This window comes from Xanthomonas sp. NCPPB 1068 (assembly GCF_041479385.2).
Classification (GTDB): Bacteria; Pseudomonadota; Gammaproteobacteria; order Xanthomonadales; family Xanthomonadaceae; genus Xanthomonas; species Xanthomonas cannabis.
The window spans coordinates 4,242,614-4,267,331 of sequence record NZ_CM192986.1 but is presented as its reverse complement, the minus strand read 5'-3'; the positions used below and the strand labels follow the sequence as shown (position 1 = coordinate 4,267,331).

The window sequence follows — 24,718 nt, the reverse complement described above, 5'->3', positions numbered from 1 at the left end:
GCGCGCATGCCCGCGGCCCGTGCGGCAGGCGCTGCGTCAATGCGCGCGCCGGTGGCCGTCTAGCAGGGATTCATGCGCCGCATCGTTAGCTTGGCCGGCGTCGCTGACGCCCCCTGCCTGTTCCACCTCCCTTTTGCTGCCGATCTGTCGATGACTTCCTTGCACACCCCGCCTGCCTCGCGTGACATCACTGCGCCCGTCGTATCACGGGCGGGGGTGGGGATGGCCGAGCTGGGCGTGTTTGCGCTCACCGCCCTGGTGGTGAGCATGCCCAGCGGCCTGTTGCCGTTCGGCCTGTGCCTGCTGCTTGGGTCATTGCTGGGGTGGCGCAGCCTGCGGGGCGGCATCGCCGCGCGTGATGTGACCTTGCGTACGCTGGGATGGCTGACGGTGGTGGTGATTGCGATGTCGCTGCTGTCGATCGCCTTGTTCGAGCATGGCCTGCGCGATGTAGGCAACCGTTCGCGCTTTCTTGTGCTGCCGTGGGCGGCGTTGTGGGCCTATGCCTTGCAGCCGCGCCAGATCTGGCTGTGGCGTGGCGCGCTGGCCGGCTTGGCGGCGGCCATGGTGATCGCGATCGTGCAGGTGATGCGTGGCGCCGACCGTGCCGAAGGCTTCACCAACGCCATTGTCTTTGCCGACATCGCAATGATGCTGCTGGTGGTGGTGGCGTTCTGCCGTCCCACCGGCGCCGTGCGCTGGCTGGTGGGCGCGGCCATCGCCACGGTGGTGGTGATCGTGCTCAGCGGCAGTCGCGGGGTCTGGCTGGCCTTGCTGGCAACCGTGGGCGTCCTGATCTGGGGCGCGCCCTGGCACAGCGCACGCATACGCCTGCTCACCTTCGTCGGCGGGGCGGTCGTGGCCGTGGGTGTGATCGCCAGCGTGCCCGCCTTGACCGACCAGATGCGCGTGGGAGAGTTGCAGCGCGATCTGCAGCGTTATGAGGTCGGCGACAGCGATTCTTCCGCCGGTGCGCGCATCGAACGCCTGCACGTGGCCTGGGACACCTTGCGTGCGCATCCGCTCGCCGGCGTCGGCGTTGGCCGTTTCGACGATGCGATGCACGAGTTGCCGGCGTGCGCGGCTGACAACGCCCTGTTTCGTTGCCATCTGGGCCATGCACACAACGACCTGGCCGAGTGGGGCGCCACCCAGGGCGTGCCCGGGTTGCTGTTGCTGATTGCGGTCTACGGCGTGCCGCTGTGGCTGTTCGTGCGCCTGCATCGGCGCAGTGGGCAGGTGCAGTTCCGCGGACCGGCCGCGGCCGGGGTGATGTTCGTGATCAGCTACGTGCTGTGCGGGCTGACCCAGTCGATGTTCGCGCACCAGGTGGCGGCCAGTTTCTATACCGCGATGGTGGGCGTGCTGGCGGGGCTGGCAGCGCGCCAGGCGCAGCAGGCCGCACCGGGATTGCATGTCACCCGTAACGGGGTGTGATCCGGCAGCGCCCGCGCACTCAGTCGCCGCGCGGTTCCGCTGCGCGTGGCGGGTCCTGCACCGGCTGCTGGTGCTGCAACAGCCACAGCATGATGGTCTTCTGGCGCACGTAGTTGGCGCGCACATAGGCGTAGATCAGCCCGTGCCAGCCGTCGCGAAAGCCGCCGCGCAGCAGATAGCCGCGCCAGAAGCGCCACGCCGGCGCCAGCACCAGCTTGCTCCAGGTGGCGCGCTTGCCGCGCGCGTAATCGTGCTCGGCCATCATCTGTGCGTAGCGCTGGGTCTTGGACAGCTGCTGCATCAAGGAGCGATAGGGGTAGTGGATCAGGTCGCCGGCCAACGTGATCACTGCACCATCCACGCTGGCCGCCTCGTGGATCTCGCGCTTGCCGCGCCAGCCGCCGCGGCGTCGATCGAACAGGCGCAGCACCCGGTCCGGATACGCGTTGCCATGCCGCAGGAAGCGGCCGAAATAGTCCGACAGCCGCGCGAAGCGGTAACCAGCAGCAGCAGGAAACCCGGCATCGCGTGCGGCGATGATCGATGCGCGCAAGCGCTCGCTGATGCGCTCGTCCGCATCCAGGCACAGCACCCAGTCGTAGCTGGCCTGCTGCACGCAATACGCCTTCTGGCTGCGGTAGCCATCGAAGGCGCGTTGCACCACGCGCGCACCGTGCGCGCCGGCAATGGCCGCAGTGGCATCGGTGGAGCCGGAGTCCACCACCACGATCTCATCGCAGAACGCCAGCGAGGTCAGACAGTCGCGTAGGCGATCGGCCTCGTTGAACGCGATAATGCAGGCGCTGATGCGAGGCCGTTCGTCGGGTGCGGTCGAAGAGGACATGTGATGGCCGATTACCTGCTGTTCGCAACGGAGCGTTACGCGTTGCCTATTCTGGCGCCATTGGCGCAGGCATTACAGGCCCGCGGCGACACCGTGGCGGCCTGGTACGAAGGTGGTGCCCGCGGGCTGGTGCTGCCGGGGGTGCGCGAGGTCGGCCTGCGCGATGCGCTGGCCTTGCGCCCGCGCGCGGTGTTCAGCGCGGCCAACTGGGTGCCGCCATTCATCGCCGGTGCCAAGGTGCAGCTGTTCCATGGCTTCAACGTGCAGAAACGCGAAGACAACCGCGGCCACTTCCGTGTGCGCGGGCTGTTCGATCTGTATTGCACGCAAGGCCCGGCCACCACCGGGCCGTTTCGCGCACTGGCCGAGCGCGAAGGGCATTTTGCCGTGGCCGAAACCGGCTGGCCCAAGCTCGACCCGGTGTTCCGCGACGATGGCGGGCACAGCGCCGCGCTGCGTGCGCCGGCCAATGGCCGCCCTGTGCTGCTGTTCGGTTCCACCTTCACCGAGCGCCTCAGCGCAGCACCGGTGCTCTACGAGGAGATCGCCGCCGACATCGCGCGCGGTGCGCACTACTGGCTGCTCACCCTGCATCCCAAATGCGCGCCGGAGCTGTTCGACCGCTATCGCGCGCTGTCCGGTGCCAACGCGCGGTTCGTCGAGCCCGAAGAGGTGATTGCCGCGCAGCGTGCGGCCGATGTGCTGGTGTCCGATACCTCGTCGATCGTGTCCGAGTTCGTGGTGCAGCACAAACCGGTGGTGACCTTCCGCAACCGCGTGCCGCAGCCGCATATGCTGAACTTCGAGCAGCCCGAGCAACTGCCGCAGCAGCTGGCACGCGCGCTGGCGCCGGACGCCGAACTGCGCAGCGCGCTGGCCGCGTATGCCGATGCGATTCATCCGTATCGCGACGGGCAATCGTCGCAGCGGGTGATTGCCGCCACCGACGACTTCATCGCCGGCAAGCTCGGGACGTTGCGACCCAGACCATTGGGTGCGCTCTGGCGCGGCCTGCAGATCCGGCGCGAACTCGGTTATTGGGGGCCGGCGCAGCGCTGAGCACCGTTAGCCGGCGCTTGCGCTACCAGCGCAGCGTGCGACGTGCCAGTGCGGCGGCCAGTTGCCCCTGCAGCCGTTGCGCCTGCGCCAGTGGCACAAAGCGCAGCCGCAACGCCGGGCCGGTGGCGCTGGCACCGGCGGTATCCAGCCACAGCGTGGCGGTGCCGGTCAGCCGGTCCAGCGGCGAACGCCGCAATTGCAGCGCCTGCAGCTTGTCCAGTTCGGCCAGCCGCCACCAGCGTTTCCACCAGCCGCCACGCACCGCCACATAGCGCGTGTCTACCGCATAGCCCATGCGCTGCACCTGGCGATACGCCTTGAACCCGCTCCACGGCAGCCAGAGCAGCAACCATGCGGCCTGGCTGCCGATCTGCCATGCCAGCGCGGCCACCAGCGGCACCAGCATCAGCACCGTGGGCAGGCTCAGGCGCCACCAGCAATGGGTGGCAACGGCCTGCCACTGCTGCGGCGGCCAGGCGATGTCGGGCAACAGGCGCTGCAGCAAGGCGTCACAGCGCTGCGGTGGGGCGATGGGTGCCAGTTCCTTGAGTGCGCTGTCGTGGGTGTCGCCGGTGCCGGACACTGCGGTGTCCACACGCAACTGGCGGCGGCCGAACAGCCGGTGCAGACGGCTTTCGTACAGCGTCCACGACTGGATGCGCCGCAATGCCACGCTGCTGCGGATGCGCGTCAGCAGACCACGCTCCACGGTCAGGCGCCGCTCCGATTCGCTGAGATGAAACCCGTGGTATTGCGTTATCGCCAGCGCCACCGAGAGCGCGCGCATGGCCAGCAACACGGCCAGCATGGCGATCACCACCAGCGTGGCGGTGACTGCTGCGCCCGGATGGACCTGACTGACGTAGCGGTAGGCCAGTTCGCCGTTGGTCTCGATGAACGTGGAGGCCACGCGGCGCGGAATCATCTGGTAGATCACACCGATACTGGCGGCCACCACCACCATGCCGCGGTTGGAGATCAGGCCCAGGCGAATCACTTCGGCCATCGGCAGACGTAGCAGGGTGCTGCGGTCCTGCGCCTGCATTTGCAGTTGCACTTGCGCGGTGTGCGGGTGCTGCGCACGGCGGCGGATCAGGTCTTCCAGGGCCAGGGCCTGATCCAGCCGCAGCACGCGCATTTCCGCTTCCGGCTTGTGCCCGCCCGCCGACTCCAGCCGCACTTCGGCCACCCCGGCCAGCCGATGCAGCAGCGACTGATGCACCACCACGTTATGGATGCGCGCGAACGGAATATCGCGCCGGCTGCGCTCCAGCAGCCCGCTGCGGATCGCCACGCTGTCTTCGCCGATGCGGTAGCGATAGGTGAAATAGCGCAGCACCGAGATCGCCACCAGCACGGCCATCACCACGCCGGTGGCGATGTGGTCGGCAACGTCGCGGCTGCCATCGCGGCTGCCGAACACGATCAGTGCCACCAGCGGGATCAGGAACTGGCGGATCTGCTGCAGCAGCACGAACACCCACGACAGCGGATGCAGGCGCTGCTCGTCATCGCCGGAGTGCTGCACTGCGCTCACAGCGCGTCGTCGTGGTGATCGAGCTGGCGGGCCAGGCGGTCGCGCAGCTGTTCGGCATCGGCCTGATCCAGCCCGGACACCGCCACGGCGTTGAGCCGGCTGCCGGCAGTGTGTACCACCAGCGTGGTCAGCCGGGTGGCGCGTTCGATCGGGCCGCGGCGCAGGTCCACGTGCTGCACGCGCGAGATCGGCACCCGCGTATCGCTTTGCCACAGGTGGCCACGTTGCAGCGCCAGACCATGCTGGTCGAGTTTCCACAGCGTGAGCCGATGCCGTTTGACCGCCAGCCACGCGCACAGCAACGCGAGCACCAGCATCACGCCCGGCACCACCGGCCAATAGCGCCAGGCATGCAGCGCGGTGAGCGCAACGCCGGTGGCAATCAGCCCGGCACATCCGCCGCCGAGCACACCGTTGGCCGCCGCCACATAAGCGCCACGCCGCGGCAGTTGCTGCCACTGCGCGTGGTCCGCGGCCGCAAGCTGGGCAGGCGCGGCGGGGACCAGGATGTCGGGGTGCGGCGGTGGAACGTCGTGCACGAGGCGGGCCTGCAGAAGCGGTCCGCAAGCATAGCCGGGCGCCGCGTGCAGGCGCACCCGGCACTAGGCGCGCTATTGCGCCGCCAGGATCAGCGCATCCACATCCAGCGCATGGCCGGCACGGGTGGCCTTGGTGCGCAGGTAGTGTTCGTTTTCCGGCGTGATGTCGCCGGTGACCGGAATGCGGTCCTCCACGGCGATGCCGGCTGCGCGCAGGCGCTCGGCCTTGGCCGGGTTATTGGTCAGCAGCCGGATCCGGCCGATGCCCAGGCCGCGCAACATCGCCACCGCACTGCCGTAGCGGCGCTCGTCCGGGCCGAAGCCCAGCTGCGCATCGGCGTCGATGGTGTCCAGCCCAGCGTGTTGATAGCCGTAGGCGCGCATCTTGGCGGCAATGCCGGTCCCGCGGCCTTCCTGGTCCAGATACAGCAGCACACCGCCGCCCAGGTCCTTGAGCTTGGCCAGCCCGTGCCGCAGCTGGTCGCCGCAGTCGCATTTGAGCGAGCCGAACAGGTCGCCGGTAAGACAGGAGGAATGCACGCGCACCGGTACGGCGGCGGTCAGATCCGGCTGGCCGACCACGATCGCCACCTGGTCGCGCTGCGCCACGCCGCCGCGGAACACCACAAATTCGCTCATGCCCAGGCCGCGCAGCGGCACCGGGGTGCGGGTGACCAGCTCGAAGCCGGCGGCGGCCGCCGTGGCGCAACCGCTGCCCAGATCGTCCAGGGCCAGCGACTGGCAGCCGGCGAAGGCGGCATGGTCGTGCACATCGCGCAGCTCCACCGCCAGCATGGCCGGCAGCAGCAAACCCAGCCGCGCGATCTCCGCGCCACCGGCATCCAGCGCATCGCCGGCGGTCCACTGTGTCGGCACCGGGGTGTCGCGCAGATAGGCCAGCCCGGCCAACTGGTCGTAGCTCTGGTCGGCCAGCGCAACCCGTGCACCCTGCGGCGCGGTCAGCCCCAGCACCTGGGCGCGGGTCGGGGTGACAAACAGATAGTGGCGGCCCTGCGCGGCGCGTGCGAAGGCGGCATACGACTGTGCTGTGCTGCTGTCCAGCGCCAGCACCGCACGCGACCGCCCGCCTGCGGCGGTCAGCAGCACCGGCCGGCCGGCGCGCAGTTCGGATGCGGCGCGCTCGCAGCGGATCGCCGCCGGATCGCCGAAGGCCTGTGCGCTGGGGGAGGGGACGGGGCTGCTCATGCACGACTCCAGATGGGGATTGCCACGGCCGCTTCAAGGCGGACGCCGCCGCGCCGCGACCGGACGCATAGCGCCATTGTCGCGTGGTTCGCCGCCGCCAGTTGCCACCGCCGGCTGGAACGCTGCATCCAGCGGCCGCGCATGAGTGACCACGCGGGTAGCGGTTGGTTGCGCACCGGCCGCGTTGTTCAGCGCCCGGCAATGCTTTCTAATCGGGCGATCTTTCAGCCCAGCAGATCCCATGCGTCTTATCGACTGCAGCGAAGCGCGTCATGCCAGTGCGATTCTGGACATCTTCAATGAGGCCATCGCCCATTCGACCGCGCTGTACGACTACCGGCCACGGCCACCGGAGAGCATGGTCGGCTGGTTCGCCACCAAGCGCGCCGGCGGGTTTCCGGTGATCGGCGTGGAAGACGACGACGGCACCCTGATGGGGTTTGCCAGTTACGGCACCTTCCGCGCCTGGCCGGCGTTCAAATACAGCGTCGAACACTCGATCTACGTGCACCAGGACCATCGCGGCAAGGGGCTGGGGCGCACGCTGCTGCAGGCCCTGATCGCCGCGGCCGAGCAGCGCGGCGTGCACGTGCTGGTGGGCGGCATCGATGCCAGTAACCAGGCCAGCATCGCCTTGCACGAACAGTTCGGCTTCACCCACGCCGGCACCGTGCGCGAGGCCGGCTTCAAGTTCGGGCGCTGGCTGGATCTGGCCTTCTATCAGCGCATCCTGTCCACGCCAGCGGACCCGCACGACGATTGAGCGTGGTGGTGATGCGGCGTGACACGTTCTGCGCGCGAACCTGCCGTAAGCGGTTGATGGGAGCGCGCGTCGTGGCGCGTTCTCCTGCGCGTGCGGGGCCGCAGGACGCGTGATGCGCCGGACCCGATTGCAGCGTCGTTTCGGTGGCTGCACGGCATCTGGCACAACGCCGTCATCCACGCCCGGTAGCTGTGCCCCGCCGCCGGGACGGCCCGGGCGCCGATGGGGACGGGTGTGCAGGCAGCACCGGCGCCCGTCTCGCAAGGCGAGTGGCCGCTGGCGATCAATGGCCTAGTGCGGGTGCCGCGCGGTAGCGTAGGGATTGGCTTCGCCACTGCCCGGCGGGCGCAGCGTGTAGCGCTTGTAGGTCCATTGATATTGCGCCGGGTCGCGCCGGGCGATCTGTTCGATGCCGGCATTGAGTGCGCTGGCGGCGCGCACCGGGTCCGGGTCGGCCACGGCCGGGTCGGCCGGCTGCACATGCAGCGCAAATTGCAGGTCGTCGCCGGCGCGCTCGCACCAGCCGTACAGCACCGTGGCGCCGGTGCGTTCGGCCAACCGGTTGACCAGGGTCATGGTCAGCGCCTGCATGCCGAAGAACGGCGCAAACACGCCGTCGCCCATCTTCGGCTGCTGGTCGGGCAGGATGCCGACCGCGCCGCCGTCCTTGAGCACCTTGAACAACTGCCGCACGGCCGGGCCTTCGGCGCGCACCTGGCGCACGTTGTCGCCGCCGCGTGCCAGCTGCAGGAAGCCATCCACCGCCTCGGACTCCGGCGGCCGGTACACAATCGCGATCGGCCCGCGTTCGGACAGCCACTGGTTGAGCAGCTCCCAGTTGCCGAAGTGCGGCGCGGCCACGATTACCCCGCGGCCGGAGGCCAGGGCCGCGTCGTAGAGCTCCTGGCCATTGCGCTGCAGACGCGCCAGGTTGTCTGCCGGCGGGCGGGTCCAGGTGCGCAGCACTTCCAGGGTCTGGCGTGCGGTCGATTGCAGGACCTGTGCATGCAGCTGCGCGCGCTGTGCCGCGCTCAACTCCGGATACGCCAGCTCCAGGTTGCGCCACGCCACGCGCGCCTCGCGTGCATTGAGCTTGCGCCAGCTCCAGGCCAGCGCATCGGCCACGCGTTTGAGCAGCGGCCAGGGCAGGCGGCCCACGGTGGCGGCGGTGGCATACAGCAGGCGAGCGCGAAGATCAGGTGTCATCCGCGCAATTCTAAACAGCGCGGCCGGTGAAGACCCGCAGGTGACACGGCCGGCAGCGCTGGGCATGCTGCGCGGCACAGTTTGCCGCCCGGGATGCCCATGCTTGCCTTGATCCAACGCGTTACCCGGGCCTCGGTCACCGTCGACGGACAGAGCGTCGGGCAGATCGGCCCCGGCCTGCTGGCCCTGGTCGGGGTGGAGCCCGGCGACAGCGATGCGCAGATCCGGCGCCTGGCCGAGCGCCTGCTCGGCTACCGGGTATTTGGCGACGACGCCGGCAAGATGAACCGCTCACTCACCGACACCGGTGGCGGCCTGCTGTTGGTCAGCCAGTTCACCCTGGCTGCGGATACCAGCTCCGGCAACCGGCCGGGCTTCAGCACGGCTGCGCCGCCGCAGGAGGCTGAACGGGCGTTCAATCAATTGGTGGCGATCTGCCGCGAAAAACATCGCGGCGGGGTGGAAACCGGGCGCTTCGGGGCCCATATGGTTGTCGACCTGGTCAACGACGGCCCGGTGACCTTCCTTCTCAGACCCTAGATACAACACGTCCACCAGCGGTCCCGTCTTGAATCCGGCAGACCGGGCTTCACGCTGGTATAATGCTAGGTTCTCTTTCCAATCTCAAAGCCGGTGGCGCGAGCACTCATGGCCAACGAACGTCCTGCCCAGCAATCCGACATCAAGCTACTGATCAGCAAGGGCCTGGAACAGGGCTATCTGACCTACGCCGAAGTCAATGACCATCTGCCCGACGACCTCGTCGACCCGGAGCAGATCGAAGACATCATCAGCATGATCAACGGCATGGGCATCGATGTCCATGAAGTTGCACCCGATGCCGAAACCCTGCTGCTCAACGATGGCAACACCGGCAACCGCGAGGTTGACGACACCGCCGCCGAAGAAGCCGCCGCCGCGCTGACCGCGCTCGACACCGAAGGTGGTCGCACCACCGACCCGGTGCGCATGTACATGCGCGAAATGGGTACCGTCGAGCTGCTGACCCGCGAAGGCGAAATCGCCATCGCCAAGCGTATCGAAGAAGGCCTGAGCCAGGTCCAGGCAGCACTGGGCGTGTTCCCGCTGTCGACCGAAATGCTGCTGGCCGATTACGAAGCGCACAAGGAAGGCAAGAAGCGTCTGGCCGAGATCGTGGTCGGCTTCAACGACCTGATCGAAGAAGCCGACGCTGCCGCCGCTGCACTGGCCGCCGCCGGCCCGGTCGCGGTGGACGAAGACGCCGTCGATGAAGACGACGACGAAGACGGCGATGACGACGCGGCCGAAGAAGAGGCCGGCCCGACCGGTCCGGACCCGGTTGAAGTTGCCACGCGCATGGAGAACCTGGCCAACGAATACGCCAAGTTCAAGAAGATCTATGCCAAGAACGGCGCCGAGCACAAGCTGGTAGTCAAGGCGCGCGAAGACATGGCCGCCATCTTCACCACGCTCAAGCTGCCGCTGCCGCTGACCGACGCGCTGGTCACCCAGCTGCGTGGCGTGGTCAACGGCATCAAGGATCACGAGCGCAAGGTGCTGCACCTGGCCACCACCGTGGCACGCATGCCGCGCAAGGACTTCATCCGCTCCTGGGAAGGCAACCAGACCAACCTGGAATGGGTGGAAGACGCACTCAAGCGCAAGCAGAAGTGGTCGTCGGCGCTGCGCGACGTCAAGGACCAGATCGTCTCCGAGCAGCAGGGCTCGATCGAGATGGAGAAGGCCAACTACCTGACCCTGGCCGAGATCAAGGAAATCAGCCGTGCGATGGCCTACGGCGAAGCCAAGGCACGCAAGGCCAAGAAGGAAATGGTCGAGGCCAACCTGCGTCTGGTCATCTCGATCGCCAAGAAGTACACCAACCGCGGCCTGCAGTTCCTGGACCTGATCCAGGAAGGCAACATCGGTCTGATGAAGGCCGTGGACAAGTTCGAATACCGTCGTGGTTACAAGTTCTCCACGTATGCAACCTGGTGGATCCGCCAGGCCATCACCCGTTCGATCGCCGACCAGGCGCGCACCATCCGTATCCCGGTGCACATGATCGAAACGATCAACAAGTTGAACCGCATTTCCCGCCAGATGCTCCAGCAGTTCGGCCGCGAGGCCACGCCGGAAGAACTGGCCAAGGAAATGGACATGCCGGAAGACAAGATCCGCAAGGTGATGAAAATCGCCAAGGAGCCGATCTCGATGGAAACCCCCATCGGCGACGACGAGGATTCGCATCTGGGCGACTTCATCGAGGACACCAACGTGGAGTCCCCGATCGACAACACCACCAACATCAATCTCTCCGAGACGGTGCGCGATGTGTTGGCCGGCCTCACCCCGCGCGAGGCCAAGGTGCTGCGCATGCGCTTCGGTATCGACATGAATACCGATCACACGCTGGAAGAGGTAGGCAAGCAGTTCGACGTCACCCGCGAGCGGATCCGCCAGATAGAGGCCAAGGCGTTGCGCAAGCTGCGTCACCCCAGCCGCTCGGAACAGCTGCGCTCGTTCCTGGATATCGACTGACCTGTCAGTCGCGTCCTGATGGTGGTCCCAACAGCCCCGCACACGCGGGGCTGTTGCGTTTCAGGCGCCGGCCCGGCGACGCCGCTGCAGGCTGCACTGGATGGAGGAGATCGGCTTCACACCTTGGCGACGAAGCCGCACGGCAACGCACTATTAAGTGGATGTTTCTTTCGATCTCACGTGGTATTCCAGCCAGCGCTTCTAAGTTGGTCCACGAAAGCAAACGAGGCCATCCGATGAGTAGACAAAGCCGCTACGAAACCACCACCTACCGCGATCACGAGATCCGCGTACGTGCCGAACAGGCCACGCCAACGGCCAAGTGGACGCTCTGGGTGGACGTCTATGCCGACGGAGGCAGCACGCGCCTGCCCCGTATCAACGACCGGACTCAGACCTGGGACACCTACCAGGATGCCATTGCGCAAGGCTTCCGCGAAGGTCGCCAGCTGATCGACAGGCAGCAGCAGACCGCGGATGCGTGATGGTTGCCCCGCCGGGCTACGTGTGCCGATCGAAGTGTGCCGATCGAACAGCACGTACAGCTTGAACGGCCCGGCCATCTCCGCAGCGTGTGCAACGCGGTTCGCGTGCAGCGCAGTTAGGTAGGGCTTTCGGAGCGGACGAAGGATGCAGCAAGTAAGCAGGTAGCAGCAGGCATCCAGCAGACAAGCTTGTTGGCAGACAGGTAAACTTGCCCCACTCCTGTTGGCCCGACGCATTGCATGCGGCACCAGCGAGCGCTGTGCAGCAGGGCCTATAGCTCAACGGTTAGAGCAGAGGACTCATAATCCTTTGGTTCCAGGTTCGAATCCTGGTGGGCCCACCAAAACGCAGTCCGGGGACGTCCGGCTCAGTCCGAGAATCCGCAAAAATCAAGATAAATTAGCTGGCCTGCGTCCTCTGAAGTTCAGCGACGTCCAGTTGCGTCCGGCAATAAAGTGAGTCAGGCTGTGAGTCGTGGAGCGGCAATGGGCGGCTCCGACTCACAGCTGTCTGACTCACATGCTCACTGATGCCAAGCTTCGCGCGTTGAAACCTAAAGTGGCAGCCTTTCGGGTGGCTGACTCGAATGGCCTCTGCATAGAGGTCCGTCCCACTGGCTCGAAAGCTTGGCGCTACCGCTATCGTTATGCCGGCAAGCCAAGCATTGTGACCATCGACGAATACCCGGCCATGTCATTGATGCAGGCACGCGTGGAGCGCGACAAGCTGCGCGCGCTACTGAAGGGTGGAGCCAATCCGGCCCACATCGCACGCGTCGAGAGAGCTGTCCAGACCGAACGCATTAACACCACATTTGGCGCCATCGGACTGGAGCTATTGAACAAGCGCGCCAGGGAAGGCCTTAGTCCCGGATCGGTGAAGCGCGAGCGCCGGCTGATCGAGAAAGATTTGGCGTCCATTGCCGACATGCCCATAACCAATGTGAGCGCTCCAATCCTGCTGGCTGCCCTACGGAAGCTGGAGCAGCGGGGCATCATCGAAACTGCTCATCGGGCCCGTGCACATGCCGGACGAGTGTTCCGCTACGCCATTGCCACGGGCCGCTCCGAAAGTAATCCGGCCGACAACCTGACAGGCGCGCTGGAGCAACCCCAGACAAGGCACTTCGCCAGTCTCACTGACCCCAATCAGATTGGCGATCTGCTGCGCGCACTCTGGGCTTATCAAGGTGCCGCAGTGACGCAGGCAGCTCTCAAGCTTGCTCCCATGCTATTTGTGCGTCCGGGTGAGCTGCGGCATGCCAAGTGGACCGATATCGACCTGGATGGCGCCGAGTGGCGTTACGTCACCAGTAAGACCAAGACGCCGCATATCGTTCCACTGTCCATTCAGGCCGTGAGCGTGCTGCGGGATCTACAACCGCTTACCAAGCGTAGCGACTATGTTTTCCCTGGCGTCCGCAGTTCAGACCGGCCGATGAGCGAGAACACAATCAACGCCGCTTTGCGTAATCTAGGATTCGATGGCGCGACTATCGTCGGTCACGGTTTTCGTGCGATGGCGCGCACCGTACTGGATGAAGTTCTGGGCTTTCGCCCTGACTATATCGAGCACCAACTTGCGCATGCCGTGCGCGATCCGCTGGGACGTGCCTACAATCGCACCGCGCACTTGCCAGAGCGCATGAAAATGATGCAAGCGTGGGCTGATTACCTGGATAGTCTGCGGAGTTCCGAGAGGAAACTCCTGCCCATTCGCAAGCAGATGGCGTGAGCCCGCATTGGGTACAGGCATCGGCTAACGGCATTTTTTCGCGCCGGGTGCGCCTCCAGGCAGTACATCTGAAGCGCTAAGAAACTGATGTAGCGGCATAGTGAGATTCTGCTGATCGTTTTTTTTCTTTTCGGATGCTCTTGCGGGAGATTGTCAGCAAGTTCTCCAAGGCGACGTTCCCGGATGTCATTACGACTACGTTCGCGAAAAGATTGCCCGCGAGGTCTTCTTTATCACCTTGATATCAATGGTTCTGCCCAACACTCCGTCAGGAAAGCGCGCTGCTCCCATAACGAGCAAGCGCAGCGAGATAGTCGATCCCGGTAGGTACCACGAATGATCTTTGATCCTGCGTGCCTGGGTTGGAAGTCCAGGGCTCCGCAGTATGCGCCTCTCCCATTCCCCGTATCGACCTGCGGAAGATTCACAGGTACCGACGCCTGAGGTCATTCGGACATTGTTCTTCGACTTAATGTCCCATCAATGCAGTGCGTAGCGTGGTCGATTTAGCCACGCCACGCACCCTGCGATGCCTGCAATCAATCACTGGATAGCAAGATCTTTCAACCACTGGTCGACACTGCGCGGTGTGATGCCAAGCAGGTGCTGTGCACTGGTCGCTGAGTCGATGGTGTTGGCAGGCGTCTGCCACAACGCTTGGTAGAAACCGGCCACCGCCGTTGCCGCGGGGCCGAGCAGCGGCTCCAGGTGCTTACCGAAATCCGCTGGCAATACGCTCTGGAAGCAGACATCGCGCTTCAGATGATGGGCCAGTGCGGCAGCGAGGTCTGCGCCGAGCAGGCCAGGTAATTGGCCGACGCCGACCACGCCGGTCACGCCAGGACGGTCGAATAGCTGCGCGGCGACATCGGCGACGTCCAGATGCGAGCTCCAGGACACCGGGAACTCTTCGCGTATCGGATAACCGAGGACGCCGTCGCCATGCACGCCGCCAATGACCATGGGCAGCAGCAGGTTTTCCAGATACAGGCGCGGGGCGATGACAGCGCTCGACACGCTGCTGCGTTGCACGCCGTCGATCAGAATGGCGATGGCCGAGTCGGGTGCTGCCTGCAGCGCGCTGCCCGGTGCATCGACGATGCTGCCGCTGGTAGAAATCAATACGCGCGCCGGCTTCGCGGTGTCGATGGCCTGGACGATGTTGTTTGCGTAGGCAACGCGCACGTCCTCGGGTGCCTGAGGCAGGTGGACGAAGACGCCATCCGCACCGCGATAGGCATCGGTCAGCGATCGGACGGAAAGATGATCGACCTGTACCGACGCCCCGGAGACCGCATCGGTGTTGCGTACCGCGGCCACGGCATGCTTGCCGGCCTGCGACAGCGCATTGAGTAGCGGCGCGCCTTGTGCGCCGGTGGCACCATGGATGATGTAGGTCATTGGCATACTCCTGTGATGTGGGCAAGCTGTGGAGCCGGAGCATGGGCGACGTGCTTCGGTTACTTCAACTGCACTAATGGCGCGTTGCTGAATGCAAGTCGGCATGGAGAACGAGATGGCATCCAGGCAAACCATCGAGGTCGGCGTGGTGCTGTATGCGGATGCGCAGCAGGCGGCCGTGCTTGGCCTGACCGATCTGTTTGCGGTGGCCAACCGGTTCTCGGGAGCGAACGGGGCGGGCGCGACGATCCGGGTCACGCATTGGCAGCAGCCGGCGCCCGCCGCAGCACCGTTGCGTGTGTCCGGGAACGACATGCACGCCGACACGCGCCTGTGCGCGTTGATCCTGCCGCCAAGCCTGGGCGATGCGCCGGATGCGGCGCGCAATGCCTGCCTGATCGACTGGCTGCGCGCGCAACATGCCCAGGGCGCGGTGTTGTGCTCGGTGTGCGCGGGTGCGTTTCTGTTGGCCGGCACCGGCGTGCTGGACGGACGCCGCATGACCACGCACTGGCTGCATGCGGAAGCATTGCAGCAGCGCTTTCCGGCGGTCCAGGTGGACCCGGACGAACTGCTCATCGACGAGGGCGATGTCATTACCGCCGGTGGTGTGATGTCGTGGACGGATCTTGGGCTGCGGCTGGTGGATCGCCTGTTGGGGCCGGCAGTCATGCTGGAAACCGCGCGGGTGCTGCTGGTCGACCCGCCGGGCCGACAGCAGCGCTACTACAGCGTGTTTTCGCCGCGCCTGACGCATGGCGACGCGGCGATCCTGCGGGTGCAGCACTGGCTGCAGGAGACCGGTGCGCGAGATGTGGCGTTGACCAGCCTGGCCGCACAGGCCGGGCTGGAGGCGCGCACCTTTCTGCGCCGGTTCCAGAAGGCGACCGGCATGACCAGCACGGACTATGGCCAGCGGCTGCGGATCGGCCGCGCGCGCGCGCTGCTGGAAGCGCATGCAATGACCATCGACGCGATTGCGTGGGAGGTCGGCTATCAGGACGCGGCGGCGTTTCGCAAGGTGTTCAAGCGCATTCTCGGGCTATCGCCCAGCGACTACCGGCAGCGGTTTGCAGGTGCGCTTGGTGGCTGACTGCCTTGAGCCGTTGACCACCTTTTGCGGCCGGGTACGCGCGGCGGATACCCGCGGCAGCGATGAGATGTCGCTCCCGGCCCGGTGATGTCGGTGGTGCCACTCGTCGCGATGAGCGCGCCGGCGCATGCTCTCCGATGACATCCCACGCGAGAACACCATGACCAAGGCCGTCATCGTCATCGACCTGCAGAACGATTATTTTCCTGGCGGGAAACTGCCATTGACCGGCATCGAACCGGCCGCAGAAAACGCGCTGGCGGTGATTACCGATGCGCGCCGCACGGGTGTTCCGGTGTTTCATGTGCGCCATGAGGCGGGTGCGGATGCGCCGTTTTTTGTAGCCGGCTCGCACGGCGCGCGGATCCGCGATGCGCTCATGCCGCAGGACGGCGAGGTGGTCATCGTCAAGCAGCATGTCAACGCCTTCCGTGACACATCGCTTCAGCAGCAGCTGCAGCAGCACGGCATAACGCAGGTGACGATCGTCGGTGCGATGAGCCACATGTGTGTGGATGCCTGCGTGCGCGCTGCTGGGGACATGGGCTATACGGTGACGGTGCTGCACGATGCCTGCGCCACGATGGATCTGCAGTTTGCTGGCACCAGCGTGCCTGCGGCGCACGTGCATGCGGCGATGATGGCAGCGTTTAAGTTCGGCTATGCGGCGGTGCTCTCCACGCAGGAGTATCTGCAGGCCTGATGAAAGAGTAGGGCGCGCGTTGCGATGTGTGCGCCGCGAGCGCGCTGCGCCGGTAGTGCCTCAACCGGGCGCGGCGCGCAGTGCATGCAACGCGCGTGGTGCGAACCCAGGCGTCGGGCTGCGACGAAGGGTCGCAGGTGGCCTGCGGTTTTTTCATTACACTTTGCCGGTGCGCCTACTTCCCTCGCCCCTGTTCAGCCTGATGCAGCGCCTGGCCTGTTTGGCGGTGCTGCTGTTGCTATGCGCGCCCTTGGTGAGCCGCACGCTCGTAGACACATCGCGCTTCCTGGACGCGCCTCTTTGCCACAGCCAGCCCTGGCAGCTTGGCGACGCGCCAGAGACCGATGGCAGTAGTGTTCACGCCATGCAGCGGTTGGCAGACGCGCAGGTTGGTGCAGCTCACCAGGAGCTGAGTGCCGAACACAGGCTGCACAACGCCGGTGGCGGCGATGCAGTGGGCTGCGAGTACTGCCTGCTTGCCACGCGCCTGCTGCCGTTGTTGCTGATGGCGTGCCTGGTGCTTGCACCGATTCGGGACCGACTCGCGGTCGCGCGTCGTGCCGTTACTGGCCCTATGGCCGCGCGCTGGTGGGCGCATGCACCACGCGGGCCGCCACTGGTTGCCTGAAACGTCGGTTGTTGAGCTGCACCCGCGAACGGGTGTGCTTCTGGATGTTTTGGAGCAGATAGATGACGTATTTTGTTTTGCCGCCCCAAGCGGCGGCGACGCCGTGCCTTGCGCTTGTGACACTGTTGCCAACGCTGGCGCTGATCACCCCTGCGCAGATGCGCCGGCTGACTGCAGACGAACCGCAACTCCCGCCTCGAACGGCACCGATCGATGCCGCATCGCATCCGCAACGATGCGACCGGGCGGTGGGCCAGCAGCTGCACGGTCCTCGATGCAAGGCGCGGCGTTGATGCGCGCGGCAAGCTTGGCGATGACCGCGCGATCGGCACGACATGGCGTACGCCAGAGCGGCAGGCAGCAGGCCGCTCGCAATGGATGGATGAAAATCACGATGCGAACGATGCGATGTAGATGGAAGCGACGGCTAGTGCAGCTGATGCTGATGTGCCTGCTCGGCATGTTGGCCGGGTGTGGGAAGGGGAGTGACGGGTTCGCTCCCAATGGCGCGGACCTTAGCCCGATGGCGCGCGGCATGGATTTTTATCTCTACGACACCGAGGGCGCGCCGCGGCCGTTACGCAGTTTCCGTGGCAAGGCGCTGGTGCTGTTCTTCGGCTTTACTCATTGCCCGGACGTGTGCCCGACCACGCTGGCACGTGCGGCGCAGGTCAAGCGCAAGCTGGGTGCGGATGCCGCGCAGGTGCAGTTCGCGTTTGCCACGCTGGACCCGCAACGGGATAAGCCGAATGTGCTCAGGACCTACGTGAAAGCATTCGATCCGGACTTCATCGGCCTGACCGGTAGCGAGGGCGATATCCGGGTAGCGGCGGGCAATCTGAAAGTGAGCTACGCGAAGGTGCCGATGGGGCCGACCTATACCATCGACCACTCCACGCGCAGTTTTCTCTTCGATCGCGAAGGACAGCTGCGCGTGGGCCTTGCGCACGAGCAGAGCGTGGACTCGGTTGTGCACGATATCCGGCAAGTGCTCGCACTCAAGTAACGGCGGTCTGCCGGCTTCCCGAACATCAACGTCGATGACGATAAGCGAGACGCTGCGGCGCACGCGTCGGTCGACCCAAGGAGAAAGACATGAAACTGCATGTGCTGATGATGGCTACGTTGTCTGCCTTGACGCTGGTGGCGTGCGAGCGCGCGCCGGCGCCCGAATCCAACCCGGCGCCTGCCGCCGTGACGCCCACTGCGACCGAAGCGCCCGCTGCAGCCGCTGCGGTGGTGGCGAGCGATGCGTGGTCGCGCGCAACGCCGCCGGGTGCGCCGGTGGCGGGCGGCTACCTCACGCTGCGTAATCAGTCGGCAACGCCCGATCGCCTGGTGGCGGTGGAGTCGCCGGCCAGTGCGCAGGTGGAGATCCACGACATGCGCATGGATGCCGGCGTGATGAAGATGCGCCATCTGGAGCAGGGATTGGTCTTGCCGCCGGGTGAGCAGGTGGTGCTCGGCCCGGGCGGCATGCATTTGATGTTCATTGCGCCGCACGCGCCCTTTGAAGAGGGCAAGCCTGTCGTGGCCACGCTGGTGTTTGAGCATGCGCCGCGCATAGATGTGCACTTTGCGGTTCGTCCAATGGGCGCGTCTGCACCTGATGCGGATTCACATGGGCAGCATATGCGCTAGTGGGCGCCCGTGAGATCGCGTACGCCGGCACCACGGCGTGCAACGCGGCCGTAGCGCCGTTCAATCGCAGAATCAGATAGCCAATGGAAACATCGAACGCTTCGTGCTGTGGGGTGGCCCGTTTTTTTCAATTGTTGGAGGGACCATGGGCGTCGCTGATTGTGCGCGAGCTGCTTGTGGGTCCGCGCCGTTTCACTGAACTCAGGCAGGCATTGCAGGGCATCAGCGCGCATACGTTGACCAGTCGCCTGAGGCAGTTCGAAGCCTCCGGGCTGGTTGTGCGGACCGCGTATGCGCAGACGCCGCCCCGTGTGGTGTATACGCTCACGCCGCTGGGCGAGGGGCTGCGCGGTGTGTTCGAGGCGCTGCGCGAATGGGGCGAGTCGTTGCCGGCAGACAGCGTTGCGGTTGCGCCGCCCAAGGACGGCGTTGCGATGACCATGCGGGAGATTGCAGCGGGCTGCCCGCTTGCAAAATCCTGAGCGGAACTGGAGTAAGCGCTATGGCACCTTCTGTAGTGGGAAACGATGCCATGGTGTTCTCGATGCGTGGCGCAATGACCGCTGCGAACGTAAAGCTGAACGTGCCGGGAGACGTCGGGAACGCATGCGCGCATGCATCCGGTGGCTGCAACGATGCCAGCACGCTGCAACGATATGGCGGCCTAGACGAGATGGGGCTTGATTTACGGCGGCCTACGTACCCCGGTTCCGTCGGATGCTCCTCCGGCGTTCGTTGCCGGTGCCGCCGATAATGACTATCAGCCTGACGATCCCATCTTGCTTTACAACGCGTGGCGCAAGGCGGGAGTGTCGGCCGAACTGCATGTATATGAGCGCGGCGGACACGGTTTCGATCTGCATCCCAAGGGGACGACAAGCGATCACTGGTTCGGCCAATTCATAGAGTGGCTGGAGATGCGTGGGCTGCTATGTCGGACGTAAGTAAGGTCCTAGGGTCTAGAAAGCCCGCATGGCCGCGTTTTGCGCCCCGGGCCTATACGCTACCTGGAGTAGCTATAAGTTCAAAACCTGCTTGAAGGCTATCGCAATCTTGTTTAGCGCATTATTTGGCGAACTGACTTGTCGTTGATGACTGGCCATTAGCGCTCCAAGTCAAGCTTGAACTGAAGCTCCGCACGTGTGGCGGAGGAGCTGTCTCAGCTGGGAGACGCCCGATTGAGAAAATTGATCGTCAGCAGGGGATTCGCTGATTGACAGCTTCTTAACAGTCCCAGATCCTATTCCGACACTTGAGCCCGGCTTGGGCTCTATAGCAAGGAACGCGTATGTCAGGGGGAAGTGCGTCGCTCTCGTTGGTCGAGGGCGGCTCGTCGGTGCATGATCGGCCGGATCTGGGGCTGCAGGGGCTTGTCCTTCTGGCGCAATTTCATGGTATTGCCGCCGATGCGACGCAGCTGGCGCATGGCTTTGGCCGTGGGGGTGAGCCTTTCGATGAGACCACGCTGCTGCTGGCGGCCAAGCAACTGGGCTTGAAAGCCAAGGTGGTCGCCCAGCCGGCCGCGCGGATCGGCATGGCTGCACTGCCGGCTCTGGCACTGGTGCCGGGAGGTGACGCGTTCATCGTGGCCAAGGTCGGAGCGGACCAGATCCTGATCCACGATCTGGTCGAAAAGCGCCCGCGCTCCATCTCGCCTGCCGAATTCGAAGCGCGCTACCAGGGGCGGTTGCTGCAGGTCGCCTCGCGCGCCTCGGTGCTCGGCGATCTGGCCAAGTTCGATTTCAGCTGGTTTATCCCGGCGGTGGTCAAGTACCGCAAGTTGATGATCGAGGTCTTCGTCGTCTCGTTCTTCATTCAGCTGTTCGCGCTGATCACCCCGCTGTTCTACCAGGTGGTGATGGACAAGGTGCTGGTGCATAACGGCCTGACCACACTGGACGTCATCGCAATCGGGCTGGTCTCGATGGCGGTGTTCGATGTGCTGCTGTCCGGCCTGCGCACCTATGTCTTCGCCCATACCACCAGCAAGATCGACGTGGAGCTTGGCGCGCGGCTGTTCCGGCATGTGTTGTCGTTGCCGTTGGCGTACTTCGAGTCGCGGCGGGTCGGGGACACCATCGCGCGTGTCCGCGAGCTGGAGAACATCCGCAACTTCCTGACCGGGCAGGCGCTCACCTCGGTACTGGACCTGTTCTTTACGGTGGTCTTTCTATCGGTGATGTTCTGGTACAGCGGCTGGCTGACCTTGATCGTGGTGCTGTCCTTGCCGCTGTACGCCACGATCTCTGGACTGATCACCCCGGTGCTGCGCAAGCGCTTGAACGACAAGTTTGCGCGCGGCGCCGACAACCAATCGTTCCTGGTGGAGACGGTCAGCGGTATCGGTACGGTCAAGGCGATGGCGGTGGATCCACGCGTGACCCGTACCTGGGACAACCAGCTGGCCGGCTATGTCAGCGCCGGTTTCAACGTCACCCGCATTGCAACCTTGGGTCAGCAAGGCGTACAGCTGGTACAGAAGCTCACCGCCGTGGCGGTGCTGTTCTGGGGCGCCAAGCTGGTGATGGAAGGCAAGCTGTCGATTGGCCAGTTGATCGCTTTCAACATGTTGTCCGGCCAGGTTACCGCGCCGATCATTCGCTTGGCTCAGTTGTGGCAGGACTTCCAGCAGGTCGGTATCTCGGTCGAGCGGCTGGGCGATATTCTCAATACGCGAACCGAGGTGCCGGGCAGTCGCCTGGCATTGCCGCCGATTCGCGGGCAGGTGACGTTCGAGCGGGTCACGTTCCGCTACCGGCCGGATGCGCCCGAGGTGCTCAACGGGATCGAGCTGGACATTCGCCCAGGCGAAATCATCGGCATCGTTGGCCGTTCCGGCTCCGGCAAGAGCACGCTGACCAAGCTGGTGCAGCGGCTCTACACGCCCGAGCGCGGGCGGGTGCTGATCGATGGCCAGGACCTGGCGCTGGCCGATCCGGCCTGGCTGCGTCGTCAGCTGGGCGTGGTGCTGCAGGAAAACTTCCTGTTCAACCGCAGCGTGCGCGAGAACATCGCGTTGACCGATCCCGGCATGCCGCTGGAGCGGGTGATCCATGCGGCCAAGCTGGCAGGTGCCCACGACTTCATTCTGGAATTGCCGGAAGGCTACGACACCAAAGTCGGCGAGCACGGCACCGGTTTGTCCGGTGGGCAACGGCAGCGCATTGCGATCGCGCGCGCACTGATCGGCGATCCGCGCATCCTGATTCTCGACGAGGCCACCAGTGCGCTGGATTACGAATCGGAACACGCGGTGATGAGCAACATGCGCGCGATCTGCAAGGGCCGCACCGTGCTGATCATCGCCCATCGCCTGTCCACCGTGCGGCAGGCCAACCGCATCGTCGTGGTGGAGAAGGGGCGCATCGTCGAGAGCGGCTCGCACGCCGAGCTGGTCGACCGGCCGGAAGGCCAGTACGCGCATCTGTACAAATTGCAACAGGGGACACCATGAAGCACCAGATCCAGGGATGGCGCGATTTCTTTCTCCGCTATTTCAAGATCTTCAAATCGGCCTGGGCGGTGCGCCGCCAGCTCGACCCGCCTGCGCGCAGCGCCGACGAGCGCGCGTTCCTGCCGGCCCATCTTGAATTAACCGAAACGCCGGTCTCGCCCACTGCGCGCTGGACGATGCGCATCATCATCGGCTTCTTCTGTGTCGCGCTGCTGTGGGCATGCCTGGGCAAGCTGGACATCGTCGCCGTGGCACCGGGCAAGACCGTCGTCGATTCCCGAACCAAGGTGGTGCAGACCGCAGAAACCGCGGTGGTGCGCAGGATCCTGGTGCGCGATGGACAGGCGGTGAAGAAAGGCCAGTTGCTGGTCGAGCTCGACGCCACCGCCACTGGTGCCGAATTTGCCCAGGCAGGTGACGCCCTGATCAATGCACGGCTCGCCGTGCTGCGTCAGGCTGCTCTGGCAACCGCCATCGCCACCGGGCAGCCACCGCAGCTTGGGCCGGCTCCGGATCTTCCCGCAGAGCGGGTTGCCAACGAGCAGCAATTGGTCAGCAGCCAATTCGACGCTTTCCAGGCCCGCCGGCATAACCTGCAAGCCAGCATCGCCCAACGTCAGGCCGAACTGCAGACCACCCAGGACGCGATCGCACCCCTGGCTGAGTCGGCGCGCATCTCGAAAGTGCGCGCGGAAGACTACGGCCGTCTTGTCGAAGGCAAGTACGTCGGCCGTCACGACTATCTATTACGCGAACAGGAACGCATCGCTGCAGAAAGCCAGCTTGCCACCCAACGCAATCGCCTGCAGGAAATCCGCTCGGCCATCAGCGCAGCGCAAGAGGAATTGCGCGTGCTTGTCACCGACACCCGCCAGCAGGCACTGGGCGTCTTACGCCAGGCCAGCGAGCAAGCCGGCCAACTGACCCAGGACGTCGCCAAGACCGGACAGCGGGACAAGTTGATGGCTCTGCACGCGCCCGTGGACGGCACCATCCAGCAGCTGGCCGTGCACACCGTAGGCGGTGTGGTGACGCCCGCACAGCCGTTACTGGTCGTAGTGCCTGCCGAAGAGGCACTGGAGGTTGAAGTCACCGTCTTGAACAAGGACATCGGCTTCATGCGCCCGGGTCAGCCAGTCACCGTCAAGGTCGACAGCTTCCCTTACACCCGCTACGGCTATCTGACCGGGACAGTCGCCAGCGTCTCCCACGATGCCGCGCAGGACGAAAAGCTGGGTTTGGTATTTCCTGCACGCATCAAATTAAACGGCAGCACGTTGGAGATCGATGGGGTCAAGGTGCGGATGAGTGCCGGGATGAGCTTGAGTGCGGAAGTGAAAACAGGGAAAAGGCGGGTTATTGATTATTTATTAAGTCCCTTGCGAATACATGGCTCGGAATCTTTGAGAGAAAGGTAACGCCAATGTGGGGGCGGCACCAGCGTAGCTATACTCGGAATTTTTGGCGTGGGAATCTTTTGGCGGAACGGTCTTAAACATTTCTACCGTTTACGCCTGCTTACAAAAAGAGGTTGCCCAATGTCTGTAACAGCATAAAACCCAGGAGCAGCTTGACCATGTCTGAAACCATAAGCGCGCGCTGTCTGATACAAGCGCAAGCACTGCAAACGTGTCCAGAGCGTCGTGCTGCATACACACACGTCCAGATAGGGGCTGTTATGCGTGGGTGTGTGCTGTTGCTACTGTCGGTGCTCGCGGCCGCCTGCTCCAGGAACAGTCCGTCGGATAAAGCCAACCGGCCGGATCTGGTCGGCACGATCGGCCCTAACGTCATTCGTGTACCGGCACAGGATCTCCTATTCTACGAATCCGAGCCGGGCACGAAGGAACTGAAAGGCAAATGTGAGCGTCCACTGCGTAGCCTAGTCATACGGCTACGCTGGCCTGAGATGGAACCGCTCAGTGAAAAGAACGCCGAGGACTACCGCGTGCATCACAGTCGATCGACGGGAAATTCCCAGTGGATCGAAATCGGCATGAGCCGCCTTGCGCCTACTGAGAAGGTCTCGCTCTCTGGCAGGCGAGATTTCAGGCTTTATCGAAATCGAGAGGTTTCCGAATATCCCTGGGGTGTCCCGCTGGTATACGGGGAAGATCCAGCGCTGCAATTGAAGTTTGGACATCTCCGCACCCCATTGCCGCATAGGACAAATTTTATTGTGTACTCCGATCAGATGGAAGTCGGGCAGGAGCCAGCGACATTAATAACATGCCTGCACGGCGAGAGATTCGACCCTCCACGTTGGACTTCGCTATGCGAACAGTTAATTATTGAGAGCGAATTCCCACAAGTGGAAACTAGTATTTCTTATCGTGCTAATCTCTTGCCGGAATGGCCAAAGATCACATCTGCGGTCCATTTCTACCTGCAAAAAATAACTGCTAGATGCCCAAAAAAAACAGGACGTAAAGGAACTTGATCATGGTTGATATGATGAATGCGG

General features: G+C 64.4%; 23 protein-coding genes and 1 tRNA gene. 18 read left to right on the top strand and 6 right to left on the bottom strand.

Annotation, left to right across the window (positions count from 1 at the left end):
• Positions 1-150: 150 nt before the first annotated feature.
• Positions 151-1,437 carry an O-antigen ligase family protein gene (locus ACCQ12_RS18065; protein WP_372382399.1) on the top strand — a complete coding sequence of 429 codons (1,287 nt, stop codon included), beginning with the start codon at positions 151-153 and terminating at the stop codon, positions 1,435-1,437.
• 19 nt (positions 1,438-1,456) lie between these two features.
• Here ACCQ12_RS18065 and ACCQ12_RS18060 read toward each other — a convergent pair whose 3' ends face one another.
• On the bottom strand, positions 1,457-2,281 hold the full coding sequence (locus ACCQ12_RS18060; protein WP_372382398.1) for a glycosyltransferase family 2 protein: 825 nt from the start codon (positions 2,279-2,281) through the stop codon (positions 1,457-1,459).
• On the opposite strand from ACCQ12_RS18060, the gene ACCQ12_RS18055 reads away from it, so the two are divergent.
• Positions 2,282-3,340 (top strand): CDP-glycerol glycerophosphotransferase family protein, encoded by a 1,059-nt coding sequence (locus ACCQ12_RS18055; protein ID WP_372382397.1) that lies wholly within the window; start codon positions 2,282-2,284, stop codon positions 3,338-3,340.
• Between the two features lie 22 nt (positions 3,341-3,362).
• On the opposite strand, the gene ACCQ12_RS18050 is transcribed toward ACCQ12_RS18055, so the two are convergent.
• From ACCQ12_RS18050 to ribA, 3 genes are all read right to left on the bottom strand, one after another.
• A complete protein-coding gene (locus tag ACCQ12_RS18050; RefSeq protein WP_372382396.1) occupies positions 3,363-4,877 on the bottom strand; it encodes a PH domain-containing protein in 1,515 nt (504 codons plus the stop codon).
• Positions 4,874-5,383, bottom strand: coding sequence for a PH domain-containing protein (locus ACCQ12_RS18045; protein ID WP_228890353.1), 510 nt, complete (start codon positions 5,381-5,383; stop codon positions 4,874-4,876). The genes ACCQ12_RS18050 and ACCQ12_RS18045 overlap by 4 nt, the downstream gene beginning before the upstream one ends.
• Positions 5,384-5,488: 105 nt before the next feature.
• Positions 5,489-6,622 carry a GTP cyclohydrolase II RibA gene (ribA, locus tag ACCQ12_RS18040; protein WP_179456379.1) on the bottom strand — a complete coding sequence of 378 codons (1,134 nt, stop codon included), beginning with the start codon at positions 6,620-6,622 and terminating at the stop codon, positions 5,489-5,491.
• Positions 6,623-6,863: 241 nt separating this feature from the next.
• Here ribA and ACCQ12_RS18035 point away from each other — a divergent pair, with 241 nt between their 5' ends.
• Complete coding sequence (locus ACCQ12_RS18035) at positions 6,864-7,385, top strand: GNAT family N-acetyltransferase (protein WP_104581313.1); 522 nt, start codon at positions 6,864-6,866, stop codon at positions 7,383-7,385.
• A 291-nt stretch (positions 7,386-7,676) separates the two neighbouring features.
• Here the strand turns inward: ACCQ12_RS18035 and ACCQ12_RS18030 are convergent, their stop codons facing one another.
• Positions 7,677-8,591 carry a lauroyl acyltransferase gene (locus ACCQ12_RS18030; protein ID WP_104581314.1) on the bottom strand — a complete coding sequence of 305 codons (915 nt, stop codon included), beginning with the start codon at positions 8,589-8,591 and terminating at the stop codon, positions 7,677-7,679.
• A 99-nt stretch (positions 8,592-8,690) separates the two neighbouring features.
• Between ACCQ12_RS18030 and dtd the strand changes: the two genes are divergently transcribed.
• From dtd to ACCQ12_RS18005, 5 genes are all read left to right on the top strand, one after another.
• Complete coding sequence (dtd, locus tag ACCQ12_RS18025) at positions 8,691-9,131, top strand: D-aminoacyl-tRNA deacylase (protein WP_047694681.1); 441 nt, start codon at positions 8,691-8,693, stop codon at positions 9,129-9,131.
• A 108-nt stretch (positions 9,132-9,239) separates the two neighbouring features.
• Positions 9,240-11,114: an RNA polymerase sigma factor RpoD gene (gene rpoD / locus ACCQ12_RS18020; protein WP_039564462.1), complete on the top strand. Its 1,875-nt coding sequence runs from the start codon at positions 9,240-9,242 to the stop codon at positions 11,112-11,114.
• A 161-nt stretch (positions 11,115-11,275) separates the two neighbouring features.
• Entirely contained in the window at positions 11,276-11,599 is a 324-nt protein-coding gene (locus tag ACCQ12_RS18015; protein ID WP_372382395.1) for a DUF6566 family protein, read from the top strand.
• Between the two features lie 268 nt (positions 11,600-11,867).
• Positions 11,868-11,943, top strand: a tRNA-Ile gene (locus ACCQ12_RS18010).
• A gap of 176 nt (positions 11,944-12,119) precedes the next feature.
• Complete coding sequence (locus ACCQ12_RS18005; RefSeq protein WP_372382394.1) at positions 12,120-13,334, top strand: tyrosine-type recombinase/integrase; 1,215 nt, start codon at positions 12,120-12,122, stop codon at positions 13,332-13,334.
• A 543-nt stretch (positions 13,335-13,877) separates the two neighbouring features.
• Here the strand turns inward: ACCQ12_RS18005 and ACCQ12_RS18000 are convergent.
• A complete protein-coding gene (locus ACCQ12_RS18000; protein WP_233549030.1) occupies positions 13,878-14,870 on the bottom strand; it encodes an SDR family oxidoreductase in 993 nt (330 codons plus the stop codon).
• Between ACCQ12_RS18000 and ACCQ12_RS17995 the strand changes: the two genes are divergently transcribed.
• From ACCQ12_RS17995 to ACCQ12_RS17950, 10 genes are all read left to right on the top strand, one after another.
• Positions 14,851-15,828: a GlxA family transcriptional regulator gene (locus tag ACCQ12_RS17995; RefSeq protein ID WP_233549032.1), complete on the top strand. Its 978-nt coding sequence runs from the start codon at positions 14,851-14,853 to the stop codon at positions 15,826-15,828. The genes ACCQ12_RS18000 and ACCQ12_RS17995 overlap by 20 nt on opposite strands.
• Positions 15,829-15,988: 160 nt before the next feature.
• On the top strand, positions 15,989-16,531 hold the full coding sequence (locus ACCQ12_RS17990; protein ID WP_372382393.1) for a cysteine hydrolase family protein: 543 nt from the start codon (positions 15,989-15,991) through the stop codon (positions 16,529-16,531).
• Positions 16,532-16,733: 202 nt separating this feature from the next.
• A complete protein-coding gene (locus tag ACCQ12_RS17985) occupies positions 16,734-17,159 on the top strand; it encodes a DUF2946 family protein (protein ID WP_104581318.1) in 426 nt (141 codons plus the stop codon).
• A gap of 213 nt (positions 17,160-17,372) precedes the next feature.
• A complete protein-coding gene (locus ACCQ12_RS17980) occupies positions 17,373-17,573 on the top strand; it encodes a hypothetical protein (RefSeq protein ID WP_104581319.1) in 201 nt (66 codons plus the stop codon).
• 121 nt (positions 17,574-17,694) lie between these two features.
• Positions 17,695-18,165, top strand: a complete 471-nt coding sequence (locus ACCQ12_RS17975; RefSeq protein ID WP_233549034.1) for an SCO family protein — start codon at positions 17,695-17,697, stop codon at positions 18,163-18,165.
• A gap of 89 nt (positions 18,166-18,254) precedes the next feature.
• Entirely contained in the window at positions 18,255-18,800 is a 546-nt protein-coding gene (locus tag ACCQ12_RS17970) for a copper chaperone PCu(A)C (protein ID WP_104581320.1), read from the top strand.
• Between the two features lie 83 nt (positions 18,801-18,883).
• Positions 18,884-19,282, top strand: coding sequence for a winged helix-turn-helix transcriptional regulator (locus ACCQ12_RS17965; protein ID WP_104581321.1), 399 nt, complete (start codon positions 18,884-18,886; stop codon positions 19,280-19,282).
• Between the two features lie 806 nt (positions 19,283-20,088).
• Positions 20,089-22,254, top strand: a complete 2,166-nt coding sequence (locus ACCQ12_RS17960; protein ID WP_372382392.1) for a type I secretion system permease/ATPase — start codon at positions 20,089-20,091, stop codon at positions 22,252-22,254.
• Positions 22,251-23,672, top strand: coding sequence for an HlyD family type I secretion periplasmic adaptor subunit (locus ACCQ12_RS17955; RefSeq protein WP_372382391.1), 1,422 nt, complete (start codon positions 22,251-22,253; stop codon positions 23,670-23,672). Before ACCQ12_RS17960 ends, ACCQ12_RS17955 begins: the two co-directional genes overlap by 4 nt.
• A 158-nt stretch (positions 23,673-23,830) precedes the next feature.
• Positions 23,831-24,694, top strand: a complete 864-nt coding sequence (locus ACCQ12_RS17950) for a hypothetical protein (protein WP_372382390.1) — start codon at positions 23,831-23,833, stop codon at positions 24,692-24,694.
• The last annotated feature ends 24 nt before the right edge of the window (positions 24,695-24,718 follow it).